Below are 25,538 nucleotides of genomic sequence, written 5' to 3' on the forward strand. Positions count from 1 at the left end.
TATAGAATGCGCGGCTGTGCTGGAGTCGTGACCGAGTGGCCGAAGGTGCTCCCCTGCTAAGGGAGTATGTGGGCAAAACCTGCATCGAGGGTTCGAATCCCTCCGACTCCGCCAAGTACAAGAAAGCCCGTCCTCGTGACGGGCTTTTTCTTTGGCGCCTCCCGTCGTCGACGTCGGCGCTTCCGGGCGATTCGTCACGAATTAACCGTTTCGAGTTCAAATTTGCCAAATCGACCCTCGATCCGCTTATTTATGATCGGTGGGTGGCGATCAAGACAAGAAATAGGTTGGGAAGGGCGAGTTGCGCCCTGTTGGCGCTGACCAGTGCTTTGCTGGCCGGCGCTGCAGCGCATGCCGCCTCGGCCACGGCGTCGGCGGTGCGGGTGTTCGTGCCCTTCATGGCCGGCGGTGAGGCCGATGGCTCGGCGCGCAATTTCGTGCAGAGCGCGACGCGTGTGGGCGGCCAGGGTTTCGAGATCATCCATCTGACCGCCGAGTCGGGTGCTGCCGCCGGGCGCGCCGTCAGGCAGGCCGCGCCCGACGGGCAGACGCTGCTGCTGGCCCGCACGGGCAGCGTCGCCATCCTGCCGGCGCTGTCGCCTCGCACCGCCCCGCCCGTGAGTGACTTCACGGTGCTCGCGGTGCTCGACCAGGCGCCGCTCATCTGCGCCGTTCGCACCGGCACGCCGATCCAGTCCCTGCGTGAGCTGCTGGCCGCCATCGCCGCCACGCCGGGTCAGTTGCGCTACAGCACCGCCGGTGCCGGCACCCTGCAGAACCTGGCCGTGCGCTATCTGCTGGCGCTTAACGGTCTGCCCGCCGAGGCCGCCAAGCCCCTGCATTTCGGCCAGGGCTCGCTGGCCACCCAGGCCCTCATCAACGGCGAAGTGGACTTCAGCTGCAACAACGCGCGCAGCATCGCCCCGGCCGTGCAGTCCGGGGCCCTGCGCGGGCTGATGACGACCGCACAGGGGCGCCTGCGCGCTTTGCCGCAGCTGCAGAACGCCGCCGAACTCGGACTGCGAGACATGCAGCAACTGCAGGGCTGGTCGGCCCTGCTCGGTCCGGCCAACATGTCCGCACAGGCAGTCGAGCGTTGGCACGTGCTGCTCGACAAGGTGGCTGCGGATCCCGACTGGCAAGCCGGCACCGAGGCCCTGGGTGCCTCCGGTCGCATCCGGGCGATCAAGGATCCGACCTTGTACCTGCGCCAGCAGGCCCAGTTCTACGAGCGCCTCGTGACGACTCTGGAGGCGCGGCCATGAAAGCCCCGCCGCGTCGCTGGTTTTGGCCCTGGATGCTGGATGCAGTGCTGGTCGTGCTCATCCTCGTAGTGGGTCTGGCCGGCAGCTTGGGTGCCTACCGCTCGCTGTCCCTGAAGGCGGCGAGCCAGCAGCGCGAACTGTTGACTGCGATGGGGCAGAGCGTCGTCGGCGCCTTCGACCTGCAACTGGTGCGGGTGGTCGAGACGCTCCAGGCGGCTGCCCAGATGCTGTCGGCCCAGCCCGAGCTGACGCGCGCCCAGTTCTCGCGCTATGGCGCCGGCCTGGTGACCGATTCATCGCCATTGACGCTGCTGGAATGGCAGCCGCTGGTGCCCCGGGCGCTACTGGCGGAGTTCGAGAGGCAGGCGGCTCGCGAGCAACCGGGTTTCCGGGTCGTCGAGCCGGCGCCGGAGTTCCAGGGCGAAGGCTTCGTGCCCGCCCGCGAGCGCGAAGTGCACGTGCCGGTGCGCTACTCCTGGCCTGAAAGCGGCGCGGCTGTTGGCGTGGACATGGCCTTCGACCCGCGCCGCATGCGCTCCAAGCTGATCGCGCGAGATGCCGGCGTGCCCATCGCCTCCGAGACCTTCGCGCTGATCCGCCGCGGCCAGCAGGGGGCCGCCATCAGCGGCTTCGCCGTGTCGGCGCCGGTCTATCGGGTGGCGCGGCCCGCGACCGTCGAGGAAAGGCGTCGGGAGCTGACGGGCTATCTGGCCGGTGTCATCGAGCTGCCTGCGCTGATGGCCGAGGCGGCATTGCGCGCCGATGCCAACGGGCTGGACCTCTTTGTCTTCGACCAGGAACAGAAGCACCGTCTCATCTACTCTTCCGCGGGCAGCGAGCCCTTCCGCGGCGACGATCGCGACACGGCCCTCAGCGTCGATGTGGGCGGGCGCGCCTGGGAACTGGTGCTCAGGCCTCGTGCCGTCGCGTTGGGCGCGGAGAGCGACGGCACGCCGCTGCTGGCCCTGGCAGCAGGCTGCCTGGCGACCTTGCTGGTCGCGCTGGCGGTGGCGCGCAGCCTCATCGTCAGGCGGCGTCTGGAGAGAACCGAGGCCGACCTGGCCGAGGACCGCCAGCGCATGGCCAATGTGCTGGACGGCACGGCGGCGGGCACCTGGGAGTGGCATATGGACGACGGCCGCCTGGTCGTCAACGAGCGCTGGGCCCAGATCCTGGGCCGCAAGCTCGCCGAGCTCGAGCCCGTGACCGGCATGACCTGGGAAAGGCTGTGCCATCCGGGCGACCTGATCGAGGCCAACATGGCCCTGAAGCGCCACCTCAGCGGTGCCGACGAGCGCTACACGGCCGAATTCCGCATGCGCCATGCCGCCGGCCATTGGGTCTGGGTGCAGGCCAATGGCCGGGTCTTCGAGCGCGACGCCGAGGGGCGGCCGCTGCGCGTGGCCGGCACCCACATGGACATCTCGCGCCGCCGCGCCGACGAGCAGCGCCTGCAGGACGACGCCCGGGCCCTGGAGGCTGCCAACCGCCAGCTGCGCGACCTGGCCATCGTCGATGCCCTGACCGGCGCGTTCAACCGCCGCCATTTCAACGACGTCTGCCTGGCCGCCCTGGCCGGCGCCCAGCGCGGCCAGGCCGTGGCCCTGTGCATGCTCGACGTGGACCACTTCAAGGCCTACAACGACCGCTACGGCCATCAGGCCGGTGACGCCGTCCTCAAGGCCCTGGCGCAGACGCTCAAGGACAGCCTCAAGCGTTCGACTGACGCGCTGTTCCGGCTGGGCGGCGAGGAGTTCGGCGTGATCTTCTCGGCCACCTCGGCGGACATGGCGCGGCAGTTCGTCGGCCAGCTCAGCGCGGCCCTGCACGCGCTCGCCCTGCCGCACGAAGGCAGCCCGCTGGGCTGCGTCACGGCGAGCTTCGGGCTGGCCTGGTGGGCCGCACCGAGCTCCCAGCTGACGCCCGAGACCATGTATGCCGAGGCCGATGAGGCCCTGTACGAGGCCAAGCGCTGCGGGCGCGACCAGGTGGTCATGCGCTGCTTCCTGGCCGGCGAGGGCGAAGGCGAGGCCAGGCAGTCCGAGTCGATGGCCCTGGGCAGTTCTCAGGCGTAGCGCGTCGCGCGGCCATCGCGCACGAAAGCCCAGAGCTGCAGGCCCAGGCCGCGCGCCGTCGCAATGGCCAGGCTGCTGGGCGCCGACATGCAGGCCAGCAGGCCGGCACCGGCCATCGCGGTCTTGTGCACCAGCTCGTAGCTGGCGCGGCTGGACATCAGCACGAAGCCACTGGCCGGGTCGGCGTCGCGGCGGGAGAGGGCGCCGATCAGCTTGTCCAGCGCGTTGTGGCGGCCGATGTCTTCGCGCGCCAGCAGCAGCTCCCCGTCCAGCCTGCACCAGGCGGCGCCGTGCAGGCCGCCGCAGCGGCTGTTCAGCGGTTGCGCGGCAGGCAGGGCAGCCAGGGCCCGGTCCAGGGCGCCTGCCAGCAGGGCCGGTGCGCGGACGGCAGCGGGCCGCAGCGCGCTGAGCTGAGCCAGGCTCTCGACGCCGCACAGGCCGCAGCCGGTGCGTCCGGCCAGGGTGCGCCGGCGTGTCTTCAAGCGCTGTTCGCAGGCAGCCGTCACGGTCAGCGCCAGCTCGAGGCCTTCGGGGCCAACCTCGGTCTCGACATCGAGCAACTCGCGCCGCGACGTGAACCAGCCTTCCGCGAGACCGAAGCCGAGGGCGAAGTCCTCCAGATCGGTCGGCGTGGCCAGCATGACGGCCTGCGAGATGCCGTTGACGGTCAGGGCCACGGGCACTTCGACGGCGACCTCTTCATCGGCCGCCGTGTTCAGGGGTTTCAGCGTTTGCAGGGCATCGACATTCAGCATGGCGGCGATGATAGGCATCTGAATTCACCGGAGCCGCCGTGTACCAGCCCGCCCACTTCAAGTCCGCCAATCTTGACCATGCCTTGCGCCTGATCGCGGAGCATCCGCTGGCGCTGCTGCTGGGACCGGACGCGACGGGGCAGAGCTTCGGCAGCCACCTGCCGCTGGTCGTTGTGCCGGAAGAGAGTGGCCTGGTGCTGGAGGGGCATATGGCGCGAGCCAATCCACACTGGGGCTGGCTGTCGCAGCAGAAGAGCCTGCTGGCCGTCTTCAGCGGCCCCGGCGCCTACGTCAGTCCCAGGCATTACGAGTCGGCGCAGAACGTGCCGACCTGGAACTATGCGGCCCTGCATGCCTACGGCGACATCGAGCTCATCGACGGCCTCGCCGACAAGGACGCACTGCTGAAGCGCCTCATTGGTCGCTTCGAGCCCGAATACGCCGAGCAGTGGCGTGGCCTGAAGGAGGACTACCAGCACAAGCTGCTGGGCGCCATCGTCGGCTTTCGCATCCGCGTGACGCGCTGGGAGCTCAAGCTGAAGATGAGCCAGAACCGCGCGGCCACGGAGCGCCAGCGCATCCGTGATTCGCTGGCAGCATCGGAGCGCGCCGAAGACCGCGCCACCGCCGAGTGGATGGCGCGGCTTGAGGCCTAGGCTGGTTGGCCGGCAATCCACGCCCGCGCCTCGGCCAGCGTGGCGAAGACCTGGTAGGGAGCCGTGATGAAGTCGTAGCTGCGGAACTGGTCGATGGCCGCGAGGATGTCGGGTCGTCGGGCAACGGCCACGATGAGCAGGCCGGGGTTGGTGAACAGCGGCCCCACATGCAGGGCGGCCATCTCGGCCGTCGATTCCGGGGTAACTTCGTAGGCGTCCACGGCGAGGTAGTCGGTCAGCGCATAGCGCAGGCCGTCGAAGCGATGGTCGCCGCAGATGACGTCGAAGGAAGCTCGCCGTTCCGCGATGCTCAGATCGCCGAAATAGGCCCGATAGACGCCGTCGGGCTCCCAGTGGATGCGATAGGGCATGGCCGCGTCCTGCTCATGAACATGGCCATGATAAGCAGACCGGTTCAGTAGTCGATGCCCACGCGGATGCCATAGGTACGGGGGTCGTTCCAGTACGCCCTGACGAAGCCGCCGCCGTCCTGCACCGCGTTCTTGGTCATCTGGTTGGTCGCGTTCAGCACATAGAGCTCGGCGTGCCAGGTCTTGGGCGCCTGCAGCTTGAGGCTGGCGTCGATCTTGGTGAAGGCCTTCTGCCCGTCGGAGATGTGCGGGTTGTCCAGGTTCAGCATCGTGAAGTACATCTTGTCCTGCCACTTCAGGTTGACCCAGGGCGTCAGCTCCCAGCCCTCGCCGAACATGAAGCTCTGCGAGAAGTTGATGCCGAAGCTGTACTTGGGCGACAGCGGCAGGTGGTGGCCGGTGATGTCCAGGATCTGGCGGCCGGCGAATTCGCGGATGGGGCCGGCATAGGGCTCGGGGCAGGCCGGCGCGCCGACGTCCGCGCGCACGCCGCAGTTCCAGGTGTCGCTGTAGGACGGGTAGTCCTTCATCTTGCTGTTGATATAGCTGAAGAAGGCCCCCAGGCGGGCGCCGGCCCAGGGCTTGTAGTCGAGCTCCAGCTCGAGGCCGGGGATGCTGACGACGCCGACGTTGACCGTCTGCCACTTGGTGACGATGTCGCAGGTCGGGTTCTCCGCGGGGCAGGGTTCCGTGCGCTTGATGCGCGAGGCGAAGTTGTCGCCGGTGACCTGCATGTCCTTGTAGCGGCTGAAGAACAACGTGGCCGACAGGCTCAGCCGCTTGTTCAGCATCAGGCCCTTGTAGCCGATCTCGAAGTTGGTGACGGTCTCGGGCTTGTAGGGGAAGAAGGTGTATTGCGGGCCGGCGGGGCCGTCCACGCAGTCATGGCCGCCGCAGCGGTCGTCCTTGTCGCCGAAGCCGCCGGCCTTGTAGCCGGTGGACAGGGACGTATAGACCATGTCCAGCGGCGTGAGCTGGTTCTGCAGACCCAGGCGGTAGGTGATCTTCTTCCAGCTCTGCGAGTTGTCGTTGCCGGCCGGCGGGCCCCATTCGGCGTAGGCGGCGGTGCCGCCAAAGGGCCCCATCTGCTCGGTGAGGTCGCGGCCGTTGTGGGCGCGGAAGCCCGGATCGCCCGGCGTGCCGGGGTGGAAGAGGCCGTTGTAATAGGCCGGCGTGGAGCCGTCCCAGCCGCCGAAGACCTGGCCGCCCTTGTCGGTCTTCTTGTCGAGGCTGTAGCGGGCGCCCAGCGTCGCCGTCCAGGTCGGCGCGAACTTCCAGTCGGCCTGGGCAAAGACGGCCTTGGCGTCGATCTGGCGGTCGGGCTGGTGATAGAACTGGCTGGTCGGGAAGCCGAAGGGCGCCGTGACGAGCTGCTCCTGCGCATAGTCGATGGCGTTCTTCTCGTGCATCCAGAACAGGCCGGTGACGAGCTGCAGCGTGTCGGTGTGGTGCTTGAACTGCAGCTCGTGCACGCTGGACTTGTAGCTCGAAGCCAGCGTCAGCGAGGTCATGTCGCTGATCGGCCAGGTGCCCCAGTCGCCGTCGGGGCCGACGGGCAGGCTGGCCGTCACCTGGCTGGCGATGGGGTGGTAGCCGCCGTCGTCGTCAGCCTGCTGGCTGCGCTTCTGGTTGGCGAAGGCGAAGCCGTACTCGAGGCTGCTACTGGGGCTGAGGTTCCACACCAGGTTGGAGCGCAGCGTGCCGATGGACATGTCCGTCTTGCCGGGCACGTTGATCTTGACGTCCCATTTGCCACCCGTGCAGGCGAAGGCCGTGCCGGCCGCCATGTCGCAGTCCTTCATCGCCACGTCGCCGGCACCGTTGTTCTGGAACTTCTCGTAGGCCAGCAGCCATTCGACGTTGTCGCTGAGCTTGAGCCGGCCGGCGATGCGGGCCGCCCATTCATCGCGGTTGTAGTAGTAGCGGCTCTTGGAGACGAGGGCGTTGCGGCGCTGGTCGACATCGGGAATGCCATCGGCGATGAAACCGTGCGCCGGCAGGTTGACGTCGGTGAAGTCCTGCTGCTGGTTGATCCAGCCGTCGCGCTGCACCTTGCTGACCGTGGCGCGCAGCGCGAACTTGTCGTTGATGGCGATGTTCTGGATCAGGTTGATCTGGCGCTTGCGGTAGTTGCCGAAGTCGGCCTCGACATTGCCGTAGGTGGAGCCGAACTCGGGCTTGGCCGGGATGATGTTGACGCTGCCGCCGGTGGAGTTGCGGCCGAACAGCGTGCCCTGCGGGCCGCGCAGCACCTCGACCTGCTCCAGGTCGAACATCAGCGCGAGAGCGCCCTGAGGCCGGGGCGAGTACAGGCCACCCACGTGCAGGCCGACGGCGGGGTCACCAATCTCGGTGAAGTTGGTCGAGCCGACACCGCGGATGTTGATCTGGATGCCGGAGTCGGCGCCCGAGGAGATCTGCAGATTGGGCACCGTGCCGGACAGGCCGCGCACATCGTGGATGCCCTCGCGGCTCAACGCCTCCTGCGTGATGGCGGTGACGGCGACCGGTGTCTTCAGCAGATTGGAGTTGACGCGCGTCGCGCTGACGGTGACGGTGGGCAACTCGTTCTTGGCGTTGTCCTTGTCCGCTGCGGTGGTCGTGTCCTGCGCGAAGGCCGTGCTGGCCAGCAGGCTGACAGCGGCGGCGGTGAAGGTTTTCTGGAATCCAGCTCGGTTCGGTCTCATCGCTCTCGGCTCCTTGTGTCGTTGTATGGGCGGTCGCCGTCCTGGCCCGAAAGCCATGGCGTTGTTGAATCAGGAAATCAGGCCCCTGGTCTGGGCTTGGTCTGTGAGAACAGCTGCGCCAGCGAGACGGTCTCGTTGCGCACCAATGGCCTGGCCCAGGCGCTGACGCTCAGGATGTAGGCCAGGGTCAGGAAGACGGTGGACATCGCGGCGCGCAGCCCGATGGCATCGCCGAGCACGCCGACGATCATGGGTGCGATGGCGCCGCCGAGGATGCCGGTACAGAGCACGCCGGAGAAGGCGCCGTGGTGGCGCGGCACGGAGTTCAGGCCCAGCGAGAACACCACGGAGAACATCACTGACAGGAAGAAGCCCGACGCAGGGAAGGCCAGCTGCGATGCGGCGGCGGGGCCGAAGAGGGCGATGGCCGCGCTGCCCATCGCCAGCACCGTGAAGCCGGCCAGCACGACGCGCGAGTCCAGCAGCTTGAGCAGCACCAAGCCGAGCAGGCAGCCCAGCGACATCAGGCCCCAGAAGCGGCCCACTGCGTCGGCACCGGCATCGGTGGCCGAGACGCCGTGATAGGTGGCGAGGAATTGCGACATCCAGTTCGCCAGCGTCTGCTCGGTGCCGACATAGGCCATGATGCCCAGGAAGAAGAGGCGCACGTCGCGCCGCGCCAGCAGCTCCTTGTAGGCCGCCCAGCCGCCCATGCGTTCATCGTCCTTCAGTTCGACCCGGGGCAGGGGCAGGGTCTGGTTGGCGACGATGAGGGCGACGAAGCCGGCGACGAAGGCCCAGTAGAAGGCGATCCAGACGAGGTGGGTGCCGGCCGCGCCGGGCCTCTCCATCAGCCACTGGAAGGCCATGGGGCTGAGGAAGGAAGCCAGGCCGAACACCAGCTGACCCATCACCGAGAAGAAGGCGAAATGGGCCTCGCCGCCGGCCGTGCGCATCAGCGGGTTGATGACGACCTGCAGCAGGGCCATGCCCAGGCCGATGACGAAGAGGCCGGCGATGGCCGTGGCATAGCCGGGCCACATTGCGATGGCCAGCGACCCGGCCAGGTTGAGCATGAAGGCGACCAGGATGGTCAGCCGCGGCCCCTTGGCTTCCACCAGCATGCCGCCCGGAATCGAGACGAGACCATAGGCGAGGAAGAAGGAGAACGGGAGGAAGCCGGCAAGAGCCAGGCTGAGCTTGAAGTCCTGGATGATGATGGGCATCAGCGGCCCGATCAGGTTGGTGACGAAGGAGATCACAAACCAGATCACCAGGATGTAGCCGACGATGAGGGCGCGGTGCTTCATGGTGTCAGGCTACACAGGCCGAGAACTCGCCGGCCTTGATGGTCTTGCGCGGGAAGCGCGACAGGATGGCCCGCGCGGTGCGGCAGCCGGCGGCCAGGGCCTCGGCGAGATGGGCGCCACGCAGGCGGGCTGAGAGGTAGCCGGCATTGAAGGCATCGCCGGCGCCGATGGTGTCGAAGATGTCGGCCGGTTCGGCGTCATGTTCGATGCGTCGGCCGCCTTCGAAGCCCAGGGCGCCGCGCGGGCCGACCTTGACGACGAGGCTGGCGCCGGGCTTCAGCACGCGGGCGATCAGCACCAGGGCCACGTCGAGGTCCTCGGTGCCCGAGATGCTGCGCGCCTCCAGCTCGTTGATGAGGAGGTGGTCGCAATGCGGCAGCCAGGCCAGCACCTCATCGCGCACTTCGGGCGTCCAGCCCTCGGGCGGCCAGCCGGTGTCCAGCGCGATGCGGTAGCCGCGGCTGGCGGCTTCGGCCAGCAGGTCAGCGTAGCGGGCGCGCAGCTCGGTCAGCAGGAAGGGCGCCGTGAAGAGGGCGATGGCAGGCACGTCGCTGGGCAGCAGATGCTTGAGCACATGCTGGACCGACAGCTGCTGCAGATGGCCCTCGGTGGTGAAGAAGTTGCGGTCGCCGCAGGCATGCATCAGGCCGACCGAGATGGTGGTCTCGCGGTCGCAGACCTCGAGGTTGCTGCGCAGGCCGTTGAACTCCTCGGCCAGCCAGTGGCCGAAGTGGTCGTTGCCGACGGCCGAGATGAGTTGGGTGCGCTGGCCGATGTGGCGGGCGGCCAGGGCCGCGTTGGCGCCGGAGCCACCGGCACGCAGTTCGCTGCGCGGCATCAGCAGCTCGGTGCCGATGCGGGGCCAGCCATCGAGGGACCCGAGAACCAGATCGACGCCGACGTCGCCAACGATGCTGAGCTGGGGGCTGAAAAGTGCGCGATCCGTGTCCATGGGGCGCGACTATAGAAGCGCCCTGGAAGCCATGTCAATAAATAAATCCAGTGGATTGAAATATTTATCCGGCGCGCTTGGCGGGGGGGCGGTGGCCCAGCAGCTCGGCCACGTCGGCGTCGCCGCGGCGGTCCTGCTGCAGCACTTCCAGGCGCGGCGACAGCATCTCGTAGATGGGCAGCACGGCCGCGCCGAGGATGGAGGAATCGTCCTGGCGGTCGGACAGCACGATGCGGGTCTCGGGCGTCGCCACGCCGCCGCGCACCGAGCGGTGCCAGGGCTGGGCGAGGGCGACGAGATGCTCCACCAGCACCTTGGGCGCCGAGCCACCGATGACGATGGAGCGCGGGTCCAGCATGTTCTCGATCATGCAGACGGCGTCGCGCAGGCGGTCGGCCGCCTGGCGGCACCAGCGGTGCAGGGCCTCGTCACCGGGCTGCTGCAGTCGTTGGGCCAGATCCAGGGTCCAGACATCGTGGTCGCTCACGCCAAGGGCTTCGGCCAGGGAGTGCATGGAGACATAGCGCTCCAGGCAGCCGCGGTTGCCGCAGTAGCAGGGCGTGCCGCCGGGCACGATGGGCACATGGCCGATCTCGGTGGCGTTGCCGTCGGCGCCGGGGAAGGCCGAGCGGCCGATGACCAGAGCCCCGCCCAGGCCCAGGCCCAGGTGCAGGTAGAAGAAGTCGTCGAGGTTCTTGGCAACGCCGAACAGCGTCTCGCCGAGCGCTCCGGCAACGCTGTCGACACGGTAAAAAAGAGGCAGGCCGGTGGCTTCACGCAGTTCGTCCAGCACCGACAGGTCGCTCCAGCCCTCCAGGGCCGTCGGGCCGATGAAGCTGATGTCGGTATGGCCCAGCGGGCCGGGGAGGGCGACGCCAATGCCCCAGAGGCGCTCGGTCGACTCGCGGCGCAGGCGGGCGACGAGTTGCAGCATGGCGGCCAGCATCTGCTGGCGGTCGCTGGTGTCCATCTCGACTTCGCTGCGGTGCAGGATCTCGCCGACGAGATTGACGAGGGCGGCCGAGGCGCGCCCCGGCTCCAGGCTGATGCCGATGGAGTTGCCGGCCTGCGGGTTCAGCTCGAAGGCAATGGGCGGCTGGCCGCGGGTTTTGTCGACCTTCTGCCGGCGCGACACGATGAGGCCGATGGACTCGAGGTCGTTGGTGATGTTGGCCACCGTCTGGGGGCTCAGCGACACCATGTCGGCGATGTCCTTGCGCGAGGCGGCGCCTTGCTGGCGGATGAAGTCCAGCACCACGCGGCGGTTGTAGGGGGCACTGGACTGTTGGGTGGCTCCTCGGCCGGTGGTTCTCATGCGTGCTCGAAGCTGGGCAGGGGTGACGTGGGTGCCATTCTGGCTCAGGGGCGGGCCTTGTGACCTTTCGGCGGCGAAACAAATATAAACAACCAATGGATTTAAATATTGACGACGCGGGATGAGGGCGCCTACAGTCGCGCCGCTCTTTGGCACAACCCACCCGTGGCATCGCCCACTGACAACTGTTGAGGCAAACATGCAAATTCGTTCTCTCGGTTCCTGTGCAGCCCTTGCGCTGTTCGCTGTCTCATCGCTGGCCGTCGCGGCCGGCGGTACTTCCAACGCGGAGAAGTCCACGGCCTTCGTGCAGGATGGCTGGCTCTATACCAAGACCGAGACGGCCAGCGGCCAGGCCCTGGTGACGGCGGTGCAGCCGGCGGCCGCGAGCGGTGTGATCCCGGTGGGCGACTCGCGTGTGTACGGAAACGTGTTCGACAAGAACCGCAAGCTGACGGTCGCGCAATGGCAGGCCGTGCTCAGCATGGATGCCTACCCGGAGAACGGCACCACCAACTACCAGGACGCGGGCCCCTGGCGCTATTGCGAGGTGGACTACGAAGCCAGCCAAGGCATTTCCGACTACCGCGGCGACACCTTCGGCCCGGTCGGCGTGACGACGGTGGGCGACTTCCCCGAGTACTTCAAGAACGCCTTCTCGCCCTATGTGCTGGGCAAGACGGGCGCCACCAACACCGACATGAAGAACTGGGGCGCGCAGGTCACCGGCGTGTCCGCCAGCAACTTCAAGGCCGACGACACCCAGCTCGATCCCTATCCCAACCTGAGCCGCTCCAACGCCACCAAGCGCGCGGCCCTCACCAAGATCTGCAAGGCCCTGCAGTCGGCCTTCGACACCCAGCAGGACAAATACGTGATGAGCCACTACGCGCACATCAACAACGACAAGCTGCTGCCGGCGCTGAGCGCGCTCAAGGGCATAGGCTTCACGGCCTTCGACAAATACAACCTCATCGGCCTGGCCTTCCAGGTCCAGGTCAACACAGGCTCCATCGCCAGCGTGTCTGCCTTCACCTCGGTCAAGAACGCCGGCAACTGCGGCAGCATGAGCAACGAGACCTGCTTCGCCACCTATCTGACCGACCAATACATCCGCTGGCTCAAGTCCTCCAGCCTGGGCGACGATGCGGGCAACTGCTGGCGCGCCAGCATGGCCCTGGACATCTACAAGAAGAACCCGGCCATGAACAGCGTCAGCACGGTCAACTCGGTCATCAACAGCAGCTACCCGAACAACAGTGGCAAGTGCCCGACCTCGGGCATCAAGTGGTCCAAGAACATGGCATGGGAATGAAGCGAATCCTGATGGCAGCGGCCCTGGTGGCTGCAACGCCACTGTGCGTGGCCGCTGAGACGGTTGCGGCGGCCGCGCCGGTGACGACGGTCTCGGTGCAACTGCCCACCGACCCGCTGCTGGTGCAGCTCAACCAGGTGGCGCTGGAGCGCGTCGGCCCCAAGAAGGCCGTCGTCGAGTCCACGGGCCCGGCGCTGGCCGGGCGCTACCGCGTGCTGGCAGCGGGCAAGGTCGTCGCCCAGGGCGAACTCAAGGCCTTGCCCGAGTTCTCGGCCTGGGGCGCCGGCAAGCGCTATTTCGAGGTGGACTTCTCGGCGCTGCAGGTGCCGGGCGTCTATCGCGTCGAGGCCACGCTCGGCGGCAAGCGGGCGCTGTCGGCGCCCGTGCGCGTGCGTGACCAAGCCCTGTTCACGACCATCGCTGACAAGAGTCTGGACTACTTCCACCGCAGCCGCCACACGGGCAAGGGGGACAGCCACATCCGCATTTTCGAGACCGACAGGTTCGTGGACGTGCACGGCGGCTGGAAGGACGCCGGCGGCGACGCCGGCAAATACCTGTCCCACCTCGGCTATGCCAACTTCTTCAACCCGCAGCAGACCTCGATGGCGGCCTGGGTGCTGGCCTACACGGCGAGCACTTCAAGCGACCTCTACCGCCGTGCTGGCCTCTTGAAGCGCGCCGAGGACGAGGCCTTCTGGGGCGCTGACTATCTGCACCGCATCCTCGATGCCGAGGGCTATTTCTACACGACGGTGTTCGATCGCTGGGGCGACGAGAAGGCCGAGCGCATGGTGGTCGGCTACGAGGGCGAGGAGGGGACCTATACCCAGCTCTACCGCTCGGCCTACCGGGCCGGCGCGGGCATGGCCATCGCGTCACTGGCGCGCGCTTCCCTGCTCGCCAGGCAGTCAGGCCGCCAGGGCGAGTTCAGCGGCGCGACCTATCTGGCCGACGCGGTGCGCGGCTTCGACCATCTGCAGCAGCTCAACGCCCAGTACACGGCCAATGGCGTCGAGAACATCATCGACGACTACACGGCGCTGATGGCGGCCGTCGAGCTGTTCAACGCGACGCGCGAGGCCCGCTTCCTGGATGCGGCCCGGCTGCGCGCCGAAAGCCTGATGGGCCGCCAGACGGCCGCCGGCGGCTTCATCAGCGATGGCGGCACGCGGCCCTACTACCACGCGGTGGAGGCCGGCCTGCCGGTGCTGAGCCTGTCGCACTACCTTGCCGTCGAGACCCAGGAGGCGCGTCGCAGCCGCGCCACTGCGGCCATCGCGTCGGCGCTGAAGTACGAGCTCGCCATCACCGAGCGCGTCTCCAACCCCTACGGCTATGCCCGCCAGGCCTTCCAGCTGGCCGGCAAGGACGGCAAGCCCGAAGGCGAGGTGAGGGAAGGCTTCTTCATCCCGCACAGGAACGAGACCGGCTATTGGTGGCAGGGCGAGAGCGCCCGCCTGGCATCGCTGACGACGGCCATGGTCGTTGCAAGCCGCCAGCCGGGCGTCGAGATGCCGGCCGGCTGGGCCAGCTATGCCCAGAGCCAGCTCGACTGGACCCTGGGCCGCAACCCCTACGGCATCTCCATGCTCTACGGCTTCGGCAAGCGCAACCCGCCGACGGTGGCGTCCAGCGCGGGCGACATGTTCAAGGGCGGCATCTCCAACGGCGTCACCGGCGCCGTGGGCAGCGACACCGGCGAAGGCATCGCCTTCGGCCCGGGACCCGATGGCGAGCAATGGCGTTGGGTGGAGCAGTGGATCCCGCATTCGGCCTGGATGCTGCTGGCGGCCGTGGAGACAGCGCGTCGTTGAAGTCACAAACGTGGGGGGCTGTTCCGTCAGGAGGGAGTTCAGCCACGAAACTCCCGCCATGACCGACGACGACCTCTCGCCCACCGCCCGCGCCCTGCGCTTTGACCGCGACCACGCGCGCCGCCTGCGGGCCCTGGCCTACCGCATGCTCGGCTCGCGCGCCGAGGCCGAAGACATCGTGCAGGAAGCCTGGCTGCGCTGGGCCGAGGTGGACGCTTCCACCGTCCAGCACGAGGGCGCCTTTCTGTCGCGTCTGGTGACCAATCTCTGCCTGGACAGGCTGCGCTCGGCCGCCGTGCAGCGCGAGCACTACGTGGGTGTCTGGCTGCCCGAGCCCATGCTGGAGGACGAGGCCCTGTTTGGTTGGGTGCCCGGCCCCGAGAAGCAGGCCGAATTCGCCCAGGACGTCTCCATCGCCTTCATGCTGGCCCTGGAGCGCCTGTCGCCGCTGGAGCGTGCTGCCTTTCTGCTGCACGACGTGTTCGACATGGACTACGACGAGATCGCCCGCCACCTGGACCGCAGCGAGGCCAGCTGCCGCCAGCTCATCAGCCGGGCACGCAAGAACGTCAAGGCCGACTATGCGCGGCGTGAGGTGGCCAAGGAAGAGGCCGACCGTCTGGTGCATGCCTTCATGGATGCGGTGCGCAGCCAGGATGTGTCGGCCCTGGCCCGGTTGCTGAGCGACGACGCCGTCATGATGGCCGACGGCGGCGGCAAGGTCAGCGCGGTGCCCCAACCCCTGCATGGCAGCGCACAGATCGCGCGCATCTTCATCGGCTTTGCGCAGATGCCCACCAGCCAGGGCTGGCGCCTGGTGCCCACCCACGTCAATGGCCTGCCGGGCGTGCTGATCGTCGACGACAGCAACGGCGGCCACCTGGTGCAGACCATTGCCCTGGCGCCGGCCGCCGAGGCGGGCCAGGTGGGCGCCGTCTACATCCAGCGCAACCCCGACAAGCTCGGTGGAATCAGGATGCGTGTCACAAGCGGCGAAGCTGATCCGTCTTGAGGATGTGGGCGCAGCAATCACGCCGGCCCTATCGACCCAGGAACCATCATGAGCCACCCAGAAGCCCGCCTCGACTACTCCCGCCAGTCCCCTGAGCTGTTCAAGAAGTACCTCGACTTCAGCATGGCCTTCAAGATGGACGAGACCCTGGCCATCCTGATCGACATCCGCGCGTCGCAGCTCAACGGCTGTGCCTTCTGCCTGGACATGCACATCAAGCAGGCCAAGATCCACGGCGAGCGCGAGCTGCGCCTGCACCATGTCGCCATCTGGCGCGAGTCCCAGCTCTTCACGCCCAAGGAGCGCGCCGCCCTGGCTTGGACCGAAGCGCTGACCCGCATTGCGCCCGAGGGCATCTCCGACGCCGCCTTTGCCGAGGCGCGCGAACTGTTCTCCGAGGAAGAGCTGTCCACGCTGACCTGGCGCGTCGCCGCCATCAACGGCTGGAACCGCATGAACGTCGCCTTCCGCAACCCGCCCGGCTCCAAGGACAAGATGTACGGCCTGGACAAGGCGGGTCTGGCCTGAGGCCGCATGGCGCAGCGGCTGGCCTATGCTGAGGCCATGAAGCCCGCCATCCTCTCCCTGCTGCTAGCCGCCTTCTTCGTCGCACCGGTCTCGGCCCAGGAGGCCGATCCGGTCGCCACCCTGGTCGCCCATCTCGATCTCGAGAAGTACAAGGCCACCATCAAGGGCCTGACCCAGTTCGGCGACCGCCGCCAGGGCACCGAGCGCAACCGCAAGGCCCTGGACTGGATCGAGGCACAGCTGAAGAGCTATGGCTGCACCAACACCGAGAGGCTGCAGTACCAGTTCACCGAACCCGCCAGGCGCAACCCTGCCGCGCCGCGGGCGCCGCTGGCCGGCGGTCCGGCCGGGCAGGGCGGCAGCACGCTGTTCGGCAAGCGGGCGCCCATCGGCGTCAACACCGATCCCATGGCCCAGACCGACGACAGGCTGCGCAAGCTGAACGAGGAACCCACGCCCGTCGGCACCGGCCTGCGCGAGAACGTCTACTGCACCAAGGTCGGCACGACCCGGCCCGACGAGATGTACATCGTGGGCGCCCACATGGATGGCATCGGCTGGGGCGAGGCGGCCAACGACAACGGTTCAGGCACGGCCCTGGTCATGGAGCTGGCGCGCATCTTCAGCCTGCCCGGCGTGACGACGGAGCGCTCCATCCGCTTCGTGCTGTGGAACAACGAGGAGACCGGGCTGAACGGCGCCTCTGCCTATGTGGAGCAGCGCAAGGGCCTGCAGGGCATCGAGTTGCCCAAAGGGTCGGGCAAATACCCCGAGCCGAAGTGGCTGGGCATGATCCAGCACGACATGATGATGTTCGACCACGGCATGCCCGTGCCCAAGCTGGACGCGAATGGCAAGCCGGTGCTGGATGCCAAGGGCCAGCCGGTCTATGCACCGCCCAAGGAGCAGCGCGCCGAGGCCGACGTGAACATCGAGTATCAGTCGACGTCCAGGTTCGCGGACGCTGCCGCCAAGCTCGCCTGGCACTTCCGGGCCGCCAACGACAAGTACGCGACGAACTATCCGGCGGCTGTCGGCTTTCACATGACCAACACCGACTCCACGCCCTTCATGGACGAAGTGCCGGCCATCTCGCTGAGGGAGAACGAACGCGGCCAGCAGATCGGCGCGGGCTGGAATCCGCACTGGCACCAGCCCACGGATCTGTTCTCCAGTTACACGGACAAGGATTTTCTGCTGGGCCTCAACGCGGCCCAGACGACACTGGCGGCAGTCGCTCAACTGGCGGGTGTCAAGGTCAAGCCCTGACCCCGTGAATTCGTTCCGCCCGCATTCGCGGGGATGTACAAAAGTTTCAAATGGATACAGTCCGGTCCCATCGCGCAGTTGCTAACCATCTTCATGCGCGGGCACTAGACGTCGCCGGGCCCTGAGGCCCGAGCGCGCAGCAGGGGGAGCAGGCCGTTCGCGGCCATCCGTGAGTCCACTTGAGGTGGGCTCTTTTGTTTCCCCCGACGCCGTGCGGGCCTCTGGCCTGTTACGGAGTCCATCGCCTGCTGCATCGTGGAATCCAACACCGCTCTCGCCCCGTTTTACGTCGGGGCGTCCGACCTGGCGCGCGAGCCTGTCCAGCGTGACGCCGCCGACCTCATCGTCGACGCACTGGCCGCCCTCGGCGTCGAATACGTCTTCGGCGTGCCCGGCGGCGCCATCGAGCCCCTCTACAACGCCCTCGCACGCAGCGCCCGCCGCGGCGGCCCGCAGGCCGTCGTGGCCCGCAACGAGCAGGGCGCGGCCTATATGGCCGACGGCTATGCCCGCGAGACCGGCAAGCTGGGCGTCTGCATCGCCACCTCGGGGCCGGGCGCCACCAACCTGATCACCGGCGTGGCCTGCGCCTATGACAACAACGTGCCCATGCTGGTCATCACCGGCCAGCCGCCGATCAAGAACTTCGGCAAGGGCGCGCTGCAGGAGTCGAGCTGCACCGGCATCAACACGATGGCGATGTTCCGCCCCTGCACCCGTTACAACTCCCTGGTCTCGCACGCCGAGCAGCTGCCCACCAAGTTGTTCAACGCGCTGATGCAGGCGCAGCGGGCGCCGAGCGGGCCCAGCCATCTGTCCATTCCGGTGGACATCATGCGCGCCCCACTTTCAAGCGACGTGGAAACCCCCGATTTCGCCGGCCTGCTGCGCCGCGCGCCGGCCCTCGTCGACCTGCCGGCCGTGCGCCAGCTGGCCCGCCTGCTGTTCTCGGCCCGCCAGGCGGTCTGGCTGATCGGCGACGGCTGCGGCGAGGCGGCCAACGACCTGATGCAGCTGGTGCAGCGCACCGACGGCCACTTCATCACCACGCCCGATGGCAAGGGCTTCATCAACCCGCACCACCCGCGCTTTCGCGGCGTGTTCGGCTTCGGCGGCCACGCCAGTGCGGCCGAGTTGCTGCAGGGCGAGCCCGACCTCGTCATCGCGCTGGGCACGGGCTTTGGCGAGTTCAGCAGCGGGGGCTGGTCCACGGCCCTGCTGAACAGCCGCCTCGTCCATGTGGACGACAGCGACGAGAACCTGATGCGCTCGCCGATGGCGCGGCTGCATGTGCGTGGCCACATCAAGTCGGTCTGCGAGCAGCTGATGACGCTGCTGGCCTCGCCGCAGGAGGGTGCGCTGCTGCCCTTCATGCATCCGCAGGTGGCGCGCCAGGCCTATGAGGCCATGGTCGACAGCCCCCAGGCCCTGCGCAGCGACGACGCGCCGGTCAAGCCGCAGCGCCTCGTCGCCGCGCTGGGGGAGCGCTGCCCGCCCCAGACCCGCTTCGTGGCCGACGCTGGCAACAGCGCGGCCTGGGCCGTGCACTACCTCGCGCCCCATGACAAGCGCGGCGCCCGCATGCCCGGCGGCGCCTATCTGCCGGCCGGCAAGGAGAGGCGCACACGCACATCCAGCTGGCTGCGCGTGACCATGGACTTCGCCCCCATGGGCTGGGCCATCGGCTCGGCCGTCGGCATCGCCATGGCCAACCGCCGCTGTCCCGTCGTCTGCATGACCGGCGACGGCAGCTATCTGATGAATGGCCAGGAAATCACGGTGGCTGCCGAACTCGGCCTGCCGGTGCTCTATGTGGTGCTGAACGACGGGGCGCTGGGCATGGTCAAGCACGGCCAGCGCCTGGCAGGCGCCGAGCCCATCGGCTTCCAGCTGCCCAAGGTCGATTTCGCCATGATGGCCGCCGCCATGGGCATTCCGGGCCATGTGATCCGCTCGTCGCAGGACCTCGATGCGCTGGACTTCGATGCCCTGCTGTCGCGCCGCGGCCCGACGCTGCTGGATGTTCGCATCGACGGCGAGGAAGTGCCGCCGATGAATCTGCGCATGAAGACGCTGGGCACGGCCCGATGATCAGCCAGGTGCACACGCGCATCTGGCACGAGGACGCGGAACCTGCCAACAGCTTTGCGACTCGCAGCGCCCTGTGCCACGGCTATGACGTCTATGGCGACATGCTGGGCCAGGCGCGCTGGGTGGAGATGCTCTTACTGCTGCTGCGCGGCGAGGCGCCGTCGGCCAGGCAGGCCCGCTTGCTGGACGCGTTGGCGCTGGCGTTGGCCAACCCGGGACCGCGTGATGCCGCGGTGCATGCCGCGATGTGCGCGGGCGTTGGCGGTTCGACGTCGGCCGCTGCCTTGATCGCGGCCTTGTCCGTGGGCGCCGGCAAGGCCGGCGGTGCGCGCGAGGTCTGGGCTGCCATGCAGCGCTTCCAGGAGTGCGGCCGCAGCCCGTCGGCCTGGGAGCGCGCGCTGGCCGCACCTGTCGTGGAGCGCGCCGGCATCTGGCCGCAGACCGATCATCCGCCCGGCTTCGATCCCCACGCCAGGCAGGCCTGCGGCATCGTCGTGCGCACCCTGGAAGTGCTCGCGTCGCTCAGCGATGGCCACTACCTGCCCTGGTTGATGCAGAGCCGGATTCCGCTGGAAGCCGCAGCCGGTCACGGCCTGGCCATGACGGGTGTCGCGGCCGCTGCCTTCGGCGACCTGGGCTTCACGCCCGACCAGGGCGAGATGCTGCATCTGCTGCTGCGCCTGCCCGGCGCCGCGGCCCATGCGCTGGAGCAGCGAGAGCGGGGCCACAAGAGTTTCCCCTTCTTCGCGCTGGACCTGCAGAACGATCCGGGAGTCGCCGCATGAACGGTCCCGAAGCCCTCGTGGCCAGCGCCGACCGCATGGCCACCCGCATGGGCCAGGCCTTCGTCGGCACGCGCGCCGTCTTCCGCGGCCAGGACTTGCATGCCGAGCTGCGTCATCTCGACTGGATGGCTCTGTATGTGCTGGGCATCACCGGCCGCCACCATGACGAACCGCAAACCAGACTGCTGCATGCCCTGTGGGTCTGCACCAGCTACCCCGACGCCCGCATCTGGAACAACCGCACCGCGGCCTTGGCGGGCTCGGCGCGCAGCACGCCGGGGCTGGGCATCGCCGCGGCGCTGGCCCTGTCCGAGGCCACCATCTACGGCGGCCATCCCTACGTCAGCAGCATCGACTTCTTCATCCGTGCCCGCGCCCACGAAGAGCAGGGTGGGGCGCTGACCGAATTTGTCGAGGCCGAGCTGGCCCGGGGCCGCATCTATGGCTATGGCCGGCCCATCGCCACCATCGACGAGCGCCTGCCCTGGGTGCTGGGCATCGCGCGCGAACTGCAGCTCGACGGCGGGCCGCATCTGCGCATCGCGCTGGATGTGGAGCGCCAGCTGGTGGCGCGCAGCCCCAAGCTGCGCATGAACTACGCGGCGTTGATGTCGGCCCTGTGCGCCGACCTGGGCTTCTCGGCCACCGAGATGCACCACTTCCAGGTCCCGGTCTTCATGGCCGGCATGTCGCCCTGCTTCATCGAGGCAGCAGAAAAGGCGCCGAACACGGTGTTTCCGCTGTCCTGTGACCACATCAACTACGAAGGCCCGGCCAAGCGCCGCTGGCCCACCGAAGCATCACCAACCTGAGCCCGACGATGAACCCCTATCCGCACTACGCGCAGATGCGCGCCACGACGCCCGTGCACTTCAACGCCGAACTCGGCGTGTGGGAGGTCTACGGCTATCACGACATCCAGACCGTGCTGGGTGACGCCAAGACCTTCTCGTCGGACCTGTCGGACGGCAAGATGATGGTCTTCATGGATCCGCCGCGGCACACGCAGTTCCGCCGCCTGGTGGCCCGCGCCTTCACGAGCAAGGTCATCGCCGATCTCGAGCCCAGCGTGCAGGCCATCACCGACGCGCTGCTGGACCGCGTCGAGAGCAGCGGACGCATGGACCTGGTCAGCGACCTGGCTTTCGCGCTGCCCGTCACCGTCATCGCCGCGCTGCTGGGGTTGCCGGCAGCCGACCACGACAAGTTCAAGCAATGGTCCATCCCCGCCATCCGCGCGGCGGAGATGGAGCTGATGGGCCAGGTGCCTGCTGCCGAGTTCGTGCAGGCTGTCGACGAGCTGGACGCCTATCTGGCCGACCTCATCGCCAGCCGCCGCGATGCGCCAACCCAGGACCTCGTCAGCGGACTGCTGGCCGCCGAGGTCGATGGCGAGAAGCTGACGCTGCAGGAAGTCGCCAGCACCTGCCGCCTGCTGCTGATTGCCGGCTTCGAGACCACGGCCAATCTCATCGGCAACACCTTGCAGCTGCTGCTGACCCACCCGAAGGCGCTGGCCCAACTGGTGGCCGAGCCCGAACTGCTGCCTCAGGCCATCGAGGAGGCCCTGCGCTTCAACACGCCCTTCCTGTTCTTCGCCCGCCGCGCGACGTGCGACGTGGTGCTGGGCGGCCAGCTCATCAAGGCCGGCCAGCAGGTGATGACGTTCAACGCCTCGGGCAATCGTGACGAGTCGGCCTTCCCGCATGCCGACCGCTTCGACATCACCCGCACGGCCAATCGCCACCTCAGCTTCGGCCACGGCATCCATTACTGCCTGGGCGCGGGCCTGGGCCGGCTGGAGGCGCGCGTGGCCATCGCCACGCTGCTGCGCCGCTTCGGTGGGCTGCGCCAGGACGACGGCCGCGCGGCCGAGCCGCTGTCGTCCTTCGTGCTGTTCGGCTTCAGCAGCCTGCCGGTGCGCTTCGAGAACTCAGAGGCGGTAAGCGGCCTGCACGTAGAGTGAGCGTCGCGCCAGCGGGATGTCGTTGGGCAGACCCGCGCCGGGCGCCATGCTCGGTTCGCGGGCATCGGCGTTGAACAGGTTGCGCACCGAGACCGCGAAGTCCCAGCTGCCGCGGCTCTGGGCACTGCGGACAGTGAGGTCGGCCGTCGTGTAGTCGGGAATGGCCGGCCGGGCATCGCCGGCGGAGCGCAGGCGCTTGGCGACATGGTTGACCTGGCCGCTGAGCAGCCAGCCGTTGGTGATGCTCCAGTCGGCCCGCGCGTTCAGGTGCTGGCGGGGCGCATAGCCCGCGTCGGTGCCCGTCATGTCCTCGATGGAGCGCTGCAGGCCGAGGTTGCCGCTCAGACGAAGCTTGCGCGTCACGTCCCATTGCGCTTCCAGCTCCAGGCCCGTGCCGTGCTGCGACCCGATGTTGTTGAACTGGGCCGCCCCGCCGCCGCTGTCCGTCGTGCGGATGATGTCCTTCATGTCGTAGCGGAACAGGCTCAGGTTGAGCTGGGTGTCCGCCCGCGCCTGCCAGGAGAACGCCGCCTCGAAGGTGCTGATGGTCTCGGGCTTCAGGGCCGCGTTGCCGCGGATGACGGGGTTGTTGATGCTGTACTGCTCGGTGAAGGCCGGAGCGCGGAAGGCCCGGCCGTACAGCAGCTTGGCCGTCAGATCGAGATTGGCGTCCCAGACCAGGGCCACGCGTGGGTTGGTGGTGGTGCCGAAATCCGAATAGCGGTCGTGGCGCACGCCGGCCGTCAGCGTCCAGTCCTTGGCCACGCTCCATTCGTCCTGCATATAGACATAGCTGACCGTGCGGCGGTGCGGCGTGACGTAGGACTCCTCGACCGGGAATTCCTTGACCTCGCCGCTCGGAATGGGCACGGGCAGGCCGATGGCGGGGCCGCTCGGGATGATGGTGAAGTTCTTGAACTCCTGGGTGCGGTACATGTTGAGGTCGTCGTGCCCGACGCCCAGGCGCACGCTGTGACCCCTGATGCCGCTGTAGGAGGCCACCGCCGCCAGGCGGACCTGCCGCTCCCAGGTGTTGGGCGCGCCCAGCATGCCCTTGGGAAAGGCGCCGCCGAAGGCGCCCGGCGGGAACAGCTGCAGCGGCACATTGAAGGTCTGCTGGTAGTGCAGATAGCTGGCCGTGAGGCTGCCCCGCCAGTCGCTGCCGAGGTCGATGTCCGACCAGGAAAAGTCCGAGGTGATTCTTTCGATCCTGAAGCGGCCGACGGGGTCCAGCGCGGCGGCGACGCCGGCACCCGTCTGCAGGTCGTCGCGCAGCTTGTAGCTGCCCCGCAGGCGCAGCTTGCCGCGGCCGATCTCGGCATTGGCATCGACGGCCTTGAAGCCGACATTCATCGGTCCCGGTGCCAGGCTGGCCTTGGTGCCGAACAGGCCGTCCAGCAGGGTCTGCTGGTCGGCGCTGACGATCTCCTTCTGGCCATCGGTGCTGCCCACGCGCAGATAGGCGGCGACGTCATAGTCGCCCAGCTTGCTGCCGTACTGCAGCCAGCCGTCGCGGCTCTTGAACGAACCGACGCGCACGCCGAGGTCCGCGCCGCCCACGTCGGTCGCCGTCTTGGTGATGACGTTGATGACGCCCGAGAAGGCGTCGGCACCGTAGAGGGCCGAACCCGGTCCGCGGATGATCTCGATGCGGGCGATGTTCTCCACGGGCATGTCGCCCCAGCCCAGGCCGCGGTTGCCCACGAAGAGGGTGGTCAGGGGCACGCCATTGAGCAGCATCAGCGTCTGGGCGTTGAATTCGCTGTGGATGCCGCGAATCAGGTAGAGCGGCGCAAAAGCGTTGTTGCTGCGGCTGACATGGATGCCGGGCACGCTTTCCAGCACCTCGTCGATGCCCGTGGCGCCCATGGCCGCGATGTCCTGGGCCGTGATCACCGTGGCCACGGCCGGCGCGCGGCGCAGGCTCTGGGCCGAACCCGTGGCGATGCTGACGGTGGTCTTGTCGCCGTAGACCTGGGCCAGTTCCTCTTCTTCGCTCGGGGTTTGGGCGAGGGCGATCAACGGCCCGGCCGTCAAGCAGACGCTTCCCAAAACCACCAGGCCAAAGAAAGGTCGCATTGCCAGCTTCTCCGAGGGGAACGGTGATGGGCGCGTATTGTGGGGGCGGCCAACGGCCGTCAGCGGAAAGTGAGGGGCAGGCGTGGCTTCGGCGCGAAAGCCGGCGGGTGTTGTGCCAAATCCTGACGGATGACGCGGCGAATTTGGGCGGCCGGGCGCAGCCTTCGCGTTTGCTTCAAGCAGGCTTTCGCCTGTGGTCGACCATGGGCAAGCCCTGTACCGCTATTGAGGCTCCATGGCGAAAAAGTGACCGCGCGATTTGCATAATGCCGCCCACCCGTTCTGACCTCGCTACGCAGCACTTCTTCACTTGACTGAGCCTGGTTGCCCCGCCGACGCCACACGCCGCGCCTTGTTGCGCCAGGCCCTGGGCGGCGCCGTGGCATGGGCAGGCGGTTCGGCCGTCGCGGCGGAACTGGGGCGCTCGCTGGTGGTCGTCTATCCGGAGCTGGGGGAGCCGTTCCGGCAGGTCTTCACCTCCATCATCGAAGGCATCGAGGACAAGCTCGGCGGCGGGGTGACCAGCCTGGCGGTGGCCAACAACGCCAACCCGGCCCAGGTCGCCGAGGACATCCGCAGGCGCGAGGCCAAGGTGCTGATCGGCCTGGGCCGCGGCGGCATGCGCATCGCGGCCGCGATGGCCGACGAACTGTCCGTGCTGGTGGGTTGCGTCGTGTCGGTGCAGGAGTCGGAGGCGCGCAGCTTTCCCGTCCACACGCTGGCCCCCGACCCGGCGCTGCTGCTGGCGCGCCTCAAGCGGCTGAGGCCGGGCGCGCGGCGTGTGCATCTGGTCTACGACGCCAAGCTGAATGCCTGGCTGACGAAATTGGCGCGTGAGGCGGCAAGGGCCGAGGGCCTGGAGCTGGCCGCCCAGGAGGTGGCCGACCAGGCCGAGTCCTTGCGGGCCTACACCCAGCTGCTCGCCGCCGCCGATCCGGCGCGCGACGCGCTGTGGCTGCCGCAGGACCCCACGACGGTGGACGACAATGCCGTGCTGCCCCTGGTGCTCAGAGAGGGCTGGAACCGCAACATCACCGTGTTCTCCAGCCATCTGGCCCATGTGAAGCGCGGTGCGCTGTTCTCGCTTTACCCCGACAACCACGAGCTCGGCCGCACGCTGGCGGTGTCGGCCCAGCGCCTGCTGGCGGCGCCGAAGTCCGCCTCGGGCGTCCTGCCTTTGCGCCAGGCCCGCGCGGCCATCAACATTCGCACCGCTGCGCATCTGGGCATCGACGCGGCCGCCGCGCAAGCCGGATTCGATCTGGTCTATCCCTCCAGCTGAGGCCACTG

General features: G+C 68.0%; 20 protein-coding genes and 1 tRNA gene. 14 read left to right on the forward strand and 7 right to left on the reverse strand.

Annotated elements, in window-relative coordinates:
- The first annotated feature begins 21 nt into the window (after positions 1–21).
- The 3 genes from AC3WOE_RS01215 (at position 22) to AC3WOE_RS01225 (ending at position 3,340) form a co-directional block, all read left to right on the forward strand.
- Positions 22–114, forward strand: a tRNA-Ser gene (locus AC3WOE_RS01215).
- A gap of 197 nt (positions 115–311) precedes the next feature.
- Positions 312–1,265 carry a tripartite tricarboxylate transporter substrate binding protein gene (locus AC3WOE_RS01220; protein WP_492687675.1) on the forward strand — a complete coding sequence of 318 codons (954 nt, stop codon included), beginning with the start codon at positions 312–314 and terminating at the stop codon, positions 1,263–1,265.
- Positions 1,262–3,340: a sensor domain-containing diguanylate cyclase gene (locus tag AC3WOE_RS01225; RefSeq protein ID WP_492687676.1), complete on the forward strand. Its 2,079-nt coding sequence runs from the start codon at positions 1,262–1,264 to the stop codon at positions 3,338–3,340. Before AC3WOE_RS01220 ends, AC3WOE_RS01225 begins: the two co-directional genes overlap by 4 nt.
- Here the strand turns inward: AC3WOE_RS01225 and fdhD are convergent.
- Complete coding sequence (fdhD, locus tag AC3WOE_RS01230) at positions 3,331–4,113, reverse strand: formate dehydrogenase accessory sulfurtransferase FdhD (protein ID WP_492687677.1); 783 nt, start codon at positions 4,111–4,113, stop codon at positions 3,331–3,333. The genes AC3WOE_RS01225 and fdhD overlap by 10 nt on opposite strands.
- A 20-nt stretch (positions 4,114–4,133) precedes the next feature.
- Here fdhD and AC3WOE_RS01235 point away from each other — a divergent pair, with 20 nt between their 5' ends.
- Complete coding sequence (locus AC3WOE_RS01235) at positions 4,134–4,751, forward strand: FMN-binding negative transcriptional regulator (RefSeq protein WP_492687678.1); 618 nt, start codon at positions 4,134–4,136, stop codon at positions 4,749–4,751.
- On the opposite strand, the gene AC3WOE_RS01240 is transcribed toward AC3WOE_RS01235, so the two are convergent.
- From AC3WOE_RS01240 to AC3WOE_RS01260, 5 genes are all read right to left on the reverse strand, one after another.
- Positions 4,748–5,122, reverse strand: coding sequence for a hypothetical protein (locus tag AC3WOE_RS01240; RefSeq protein ID WP_492687679.1), 375 nt, complete (start codon positions 5,120–5,122; stop codon positions 4,748–4,750). The two genes, AC3WOE_RS01235 and AC3WOE_RS01240, sit on opposite strands and share 4 nt — an antisense overlap.
- A 44-nt stretch (positions 5,123–5,166) precedes the next feature.
- Complete coding sequence (locus AC3WOE_RS01245; protein WP_492687680.1) at positions 5,167–7,809, reverse strand: TonB-dependent receptor; 2,643 nt, start codon at positions 7,807–7,809, stop codon at positions 5,167–5,169.
- Positions 7,810–7,886: 77 nt separating this feature from the next.
- A complete protein-coding gene (locus AC3WOE_RS01250; RefSeq protein ID WP_492687681.1) occupies positions 7,887–9,119 on the reverse strand; it encodes an MFS transporter in 1,233 nt (410 codons plus the stop codon).
- Positions 9,120–9,123: 4 nt separating this feature from the next.
- Positions 9,124–10,071 (reverse strand): carbohydrate kinase family protein, encoded by a 948-nt coding sequence (locus AC3WOE_RS01255; protein WP_492687682.1) that lies wholly within the window; start codon positions 10,069–10,071, stop codon positions 9,124–9,126.
- A 64-nt stretch (positions 10,072–10,135) separates the two neighbouring features.
- A complete protein-coding gene (locus AC3WOE_RS01260; protein WP_492687683.1) occupies positions 10,136–11,386 on the reverse strand; it encodes an ROK family transcriptional regulator in 1,251 nt (416 codons plus the stop codon).
- A gap of 199 nt (positions 11,387–11,585) precedes the next feature.
- On the opposite strand from AC3WOE_RS01260, the gene AC3WOE_RS01265 reads away from it, so the two are divergent.
- The 9 genes from AC3WOE_RS01265 to AC3WOE_RS01305 all read left to right on the forward strand — a co-directional run bounded on the left by AC3WOE_RS01265 (position 11,586) and on the right by AC3WOE_RS01305 (position 22,169).
- Positions 11,586–12,701, forward strand: coding sequence for a hypothetical protein (locus AC3WOE_RS01265; protein WP_492687684.1), 1,116 nt, complete (start codon positions 11,586–11,588; stop codon positions 12,699–12,701).
- The gene (locus AC3WOE_RS01270) at positions 12,698–14,518 is read left to right on the forward strand and encodes a glycoside hydrolase family 9 protein (protein WP_492687685.1); all 1,821 of its coding nucleotides are present in this window, start codon (positions 12,698–12,700) and stop codon (positions 14,516–14,518) included. Before AC3WOE_RS01265 ends, AC3WOE_RS01270 begins: the two co-directional genes overlap by 4 nt.
- A 58-nt stretch (positions 14,519–14,576) precedes the next feature.
- Complete coding sequence (gene sigJ / locus AC3WOE_RS01275) at positions 14,577–15,530, forward strand: RNA polymerase sigma factor SigJ (protein WP_492687686.1); 954 nt, start codon at positions 14,577–14,579, stop codon at positions 15,528–15,530.
- 48 nt (positions 15,531–15,578) lie between these two features.
- On the forward strand, positions 15,579–16,058 hold the full coding sequence (locus tag AC3WOE_RS01280; protein WP_492687687.1) for a carboxymuconolactone decarboxylase family protein: 480 nt from the start codon (positions 15,579–15,581) through the stop codon (positions 16,056–16,058).
- Between the two features lie 36 nt (positions 16,059–16,094).
- Positions 16,095–17,327 (forward strand): M28 family metallopeptidase, encoded by a 1,233-nt coding sequence (locus AC3WOE_RS01285; RefSeq protein WP_492687688.1) that lies wholly within the window; start codon positions 16,095–16,097, stop codon positions 17,325–17,327.
- Positions 17,328–17,582: 255 nt separating this feature from the next.
- Entirely contained in the window at positions 17,583–19,418 is a 1,836-nt protein-coding gene (locus AC3WOE_RS01290; protein ID WP_492687689.1) for a thiamine pyrophosphate-binding protein, read from the forward strand.
- 8 nt (positions 19,419–19,426) lie between these two features.
- Positions 19,427–20,203 (forward strand): citrate synthase family protein, encoded by a 777-nt coding sequence (locus AC3WOE_RS01295; protein WP_492687690.1) that lies wholly within the window; start codon positions 19,427–19,429, stop codon positions 20,201–20,203.
- The gene (locus AC3WOE_RS01300) at positions 20,200–21,015 is read left to right on the forward strand and encodes a citrate synthase family protein (RefSeq protein WP_492687691.1); all 816 of its coding nucleotides are present in this window, start codon (positions 20,200–20,202) and stop codon (positions 21,013–21,015) included. The genes AC3WOE_RS01295 and AC3WOE_RS01300 overlap by 4 nt, the downstream gene beginning before the upstream one ends.
- Positions 21,016–21,023: 8 nt before the next feature.
- Entirely contained in the window at positions 21,024–22,169 is a 1,146-nt protein-coding gene (locus AC3WOE_RS01305; RefSeq protein WP_492687692.1) for a cytochrome P450, read from the forward strand.
- Here the strand turns inward: AC3WOE_RS01305 and AC3WOE_RS01310 are convergent.
- On the reverse strand, positions 22,137–24,248 hold the full coding sequence (locus tag AC3WOE_RS01310; protein WP_492687693.1) for a TonB-dependent receptor plug domain-containing protein: 2,112 nt from the start codon (positions 24,246–24,248) through the stop codon (positions 22,137–22,139). The two genes, AC3WOE_RS01305 and AC3WOE_RS01310, sit on opposite strands and share 33 nt — an antisense overlap.
- Before the next feature lie 310 nt (positions 24,249–24,558).
- Here AC3WOE_RS01310 and AC3WOE_RS01315 point away from each other — a divergent pair, with 310 nt between their 5' ends.
- Positions 24,559–25,530: an ABC transporter substrate binding protein gene (locus AC3WOE_RS01315; RefSeq protein WP_492687694.1), complete on the forward strand. Its 972-nt coding sequence runs from the start codon at positions 24,559–24,561 to the stop codon at positions 25,528–25,530.
- The last annotated feature ends 8 nt before the right edge of the window (positions 25,531–25,538 follow it).

Source organism: Roseateles sp. FW305-36, from assembly GCF_058787015.1.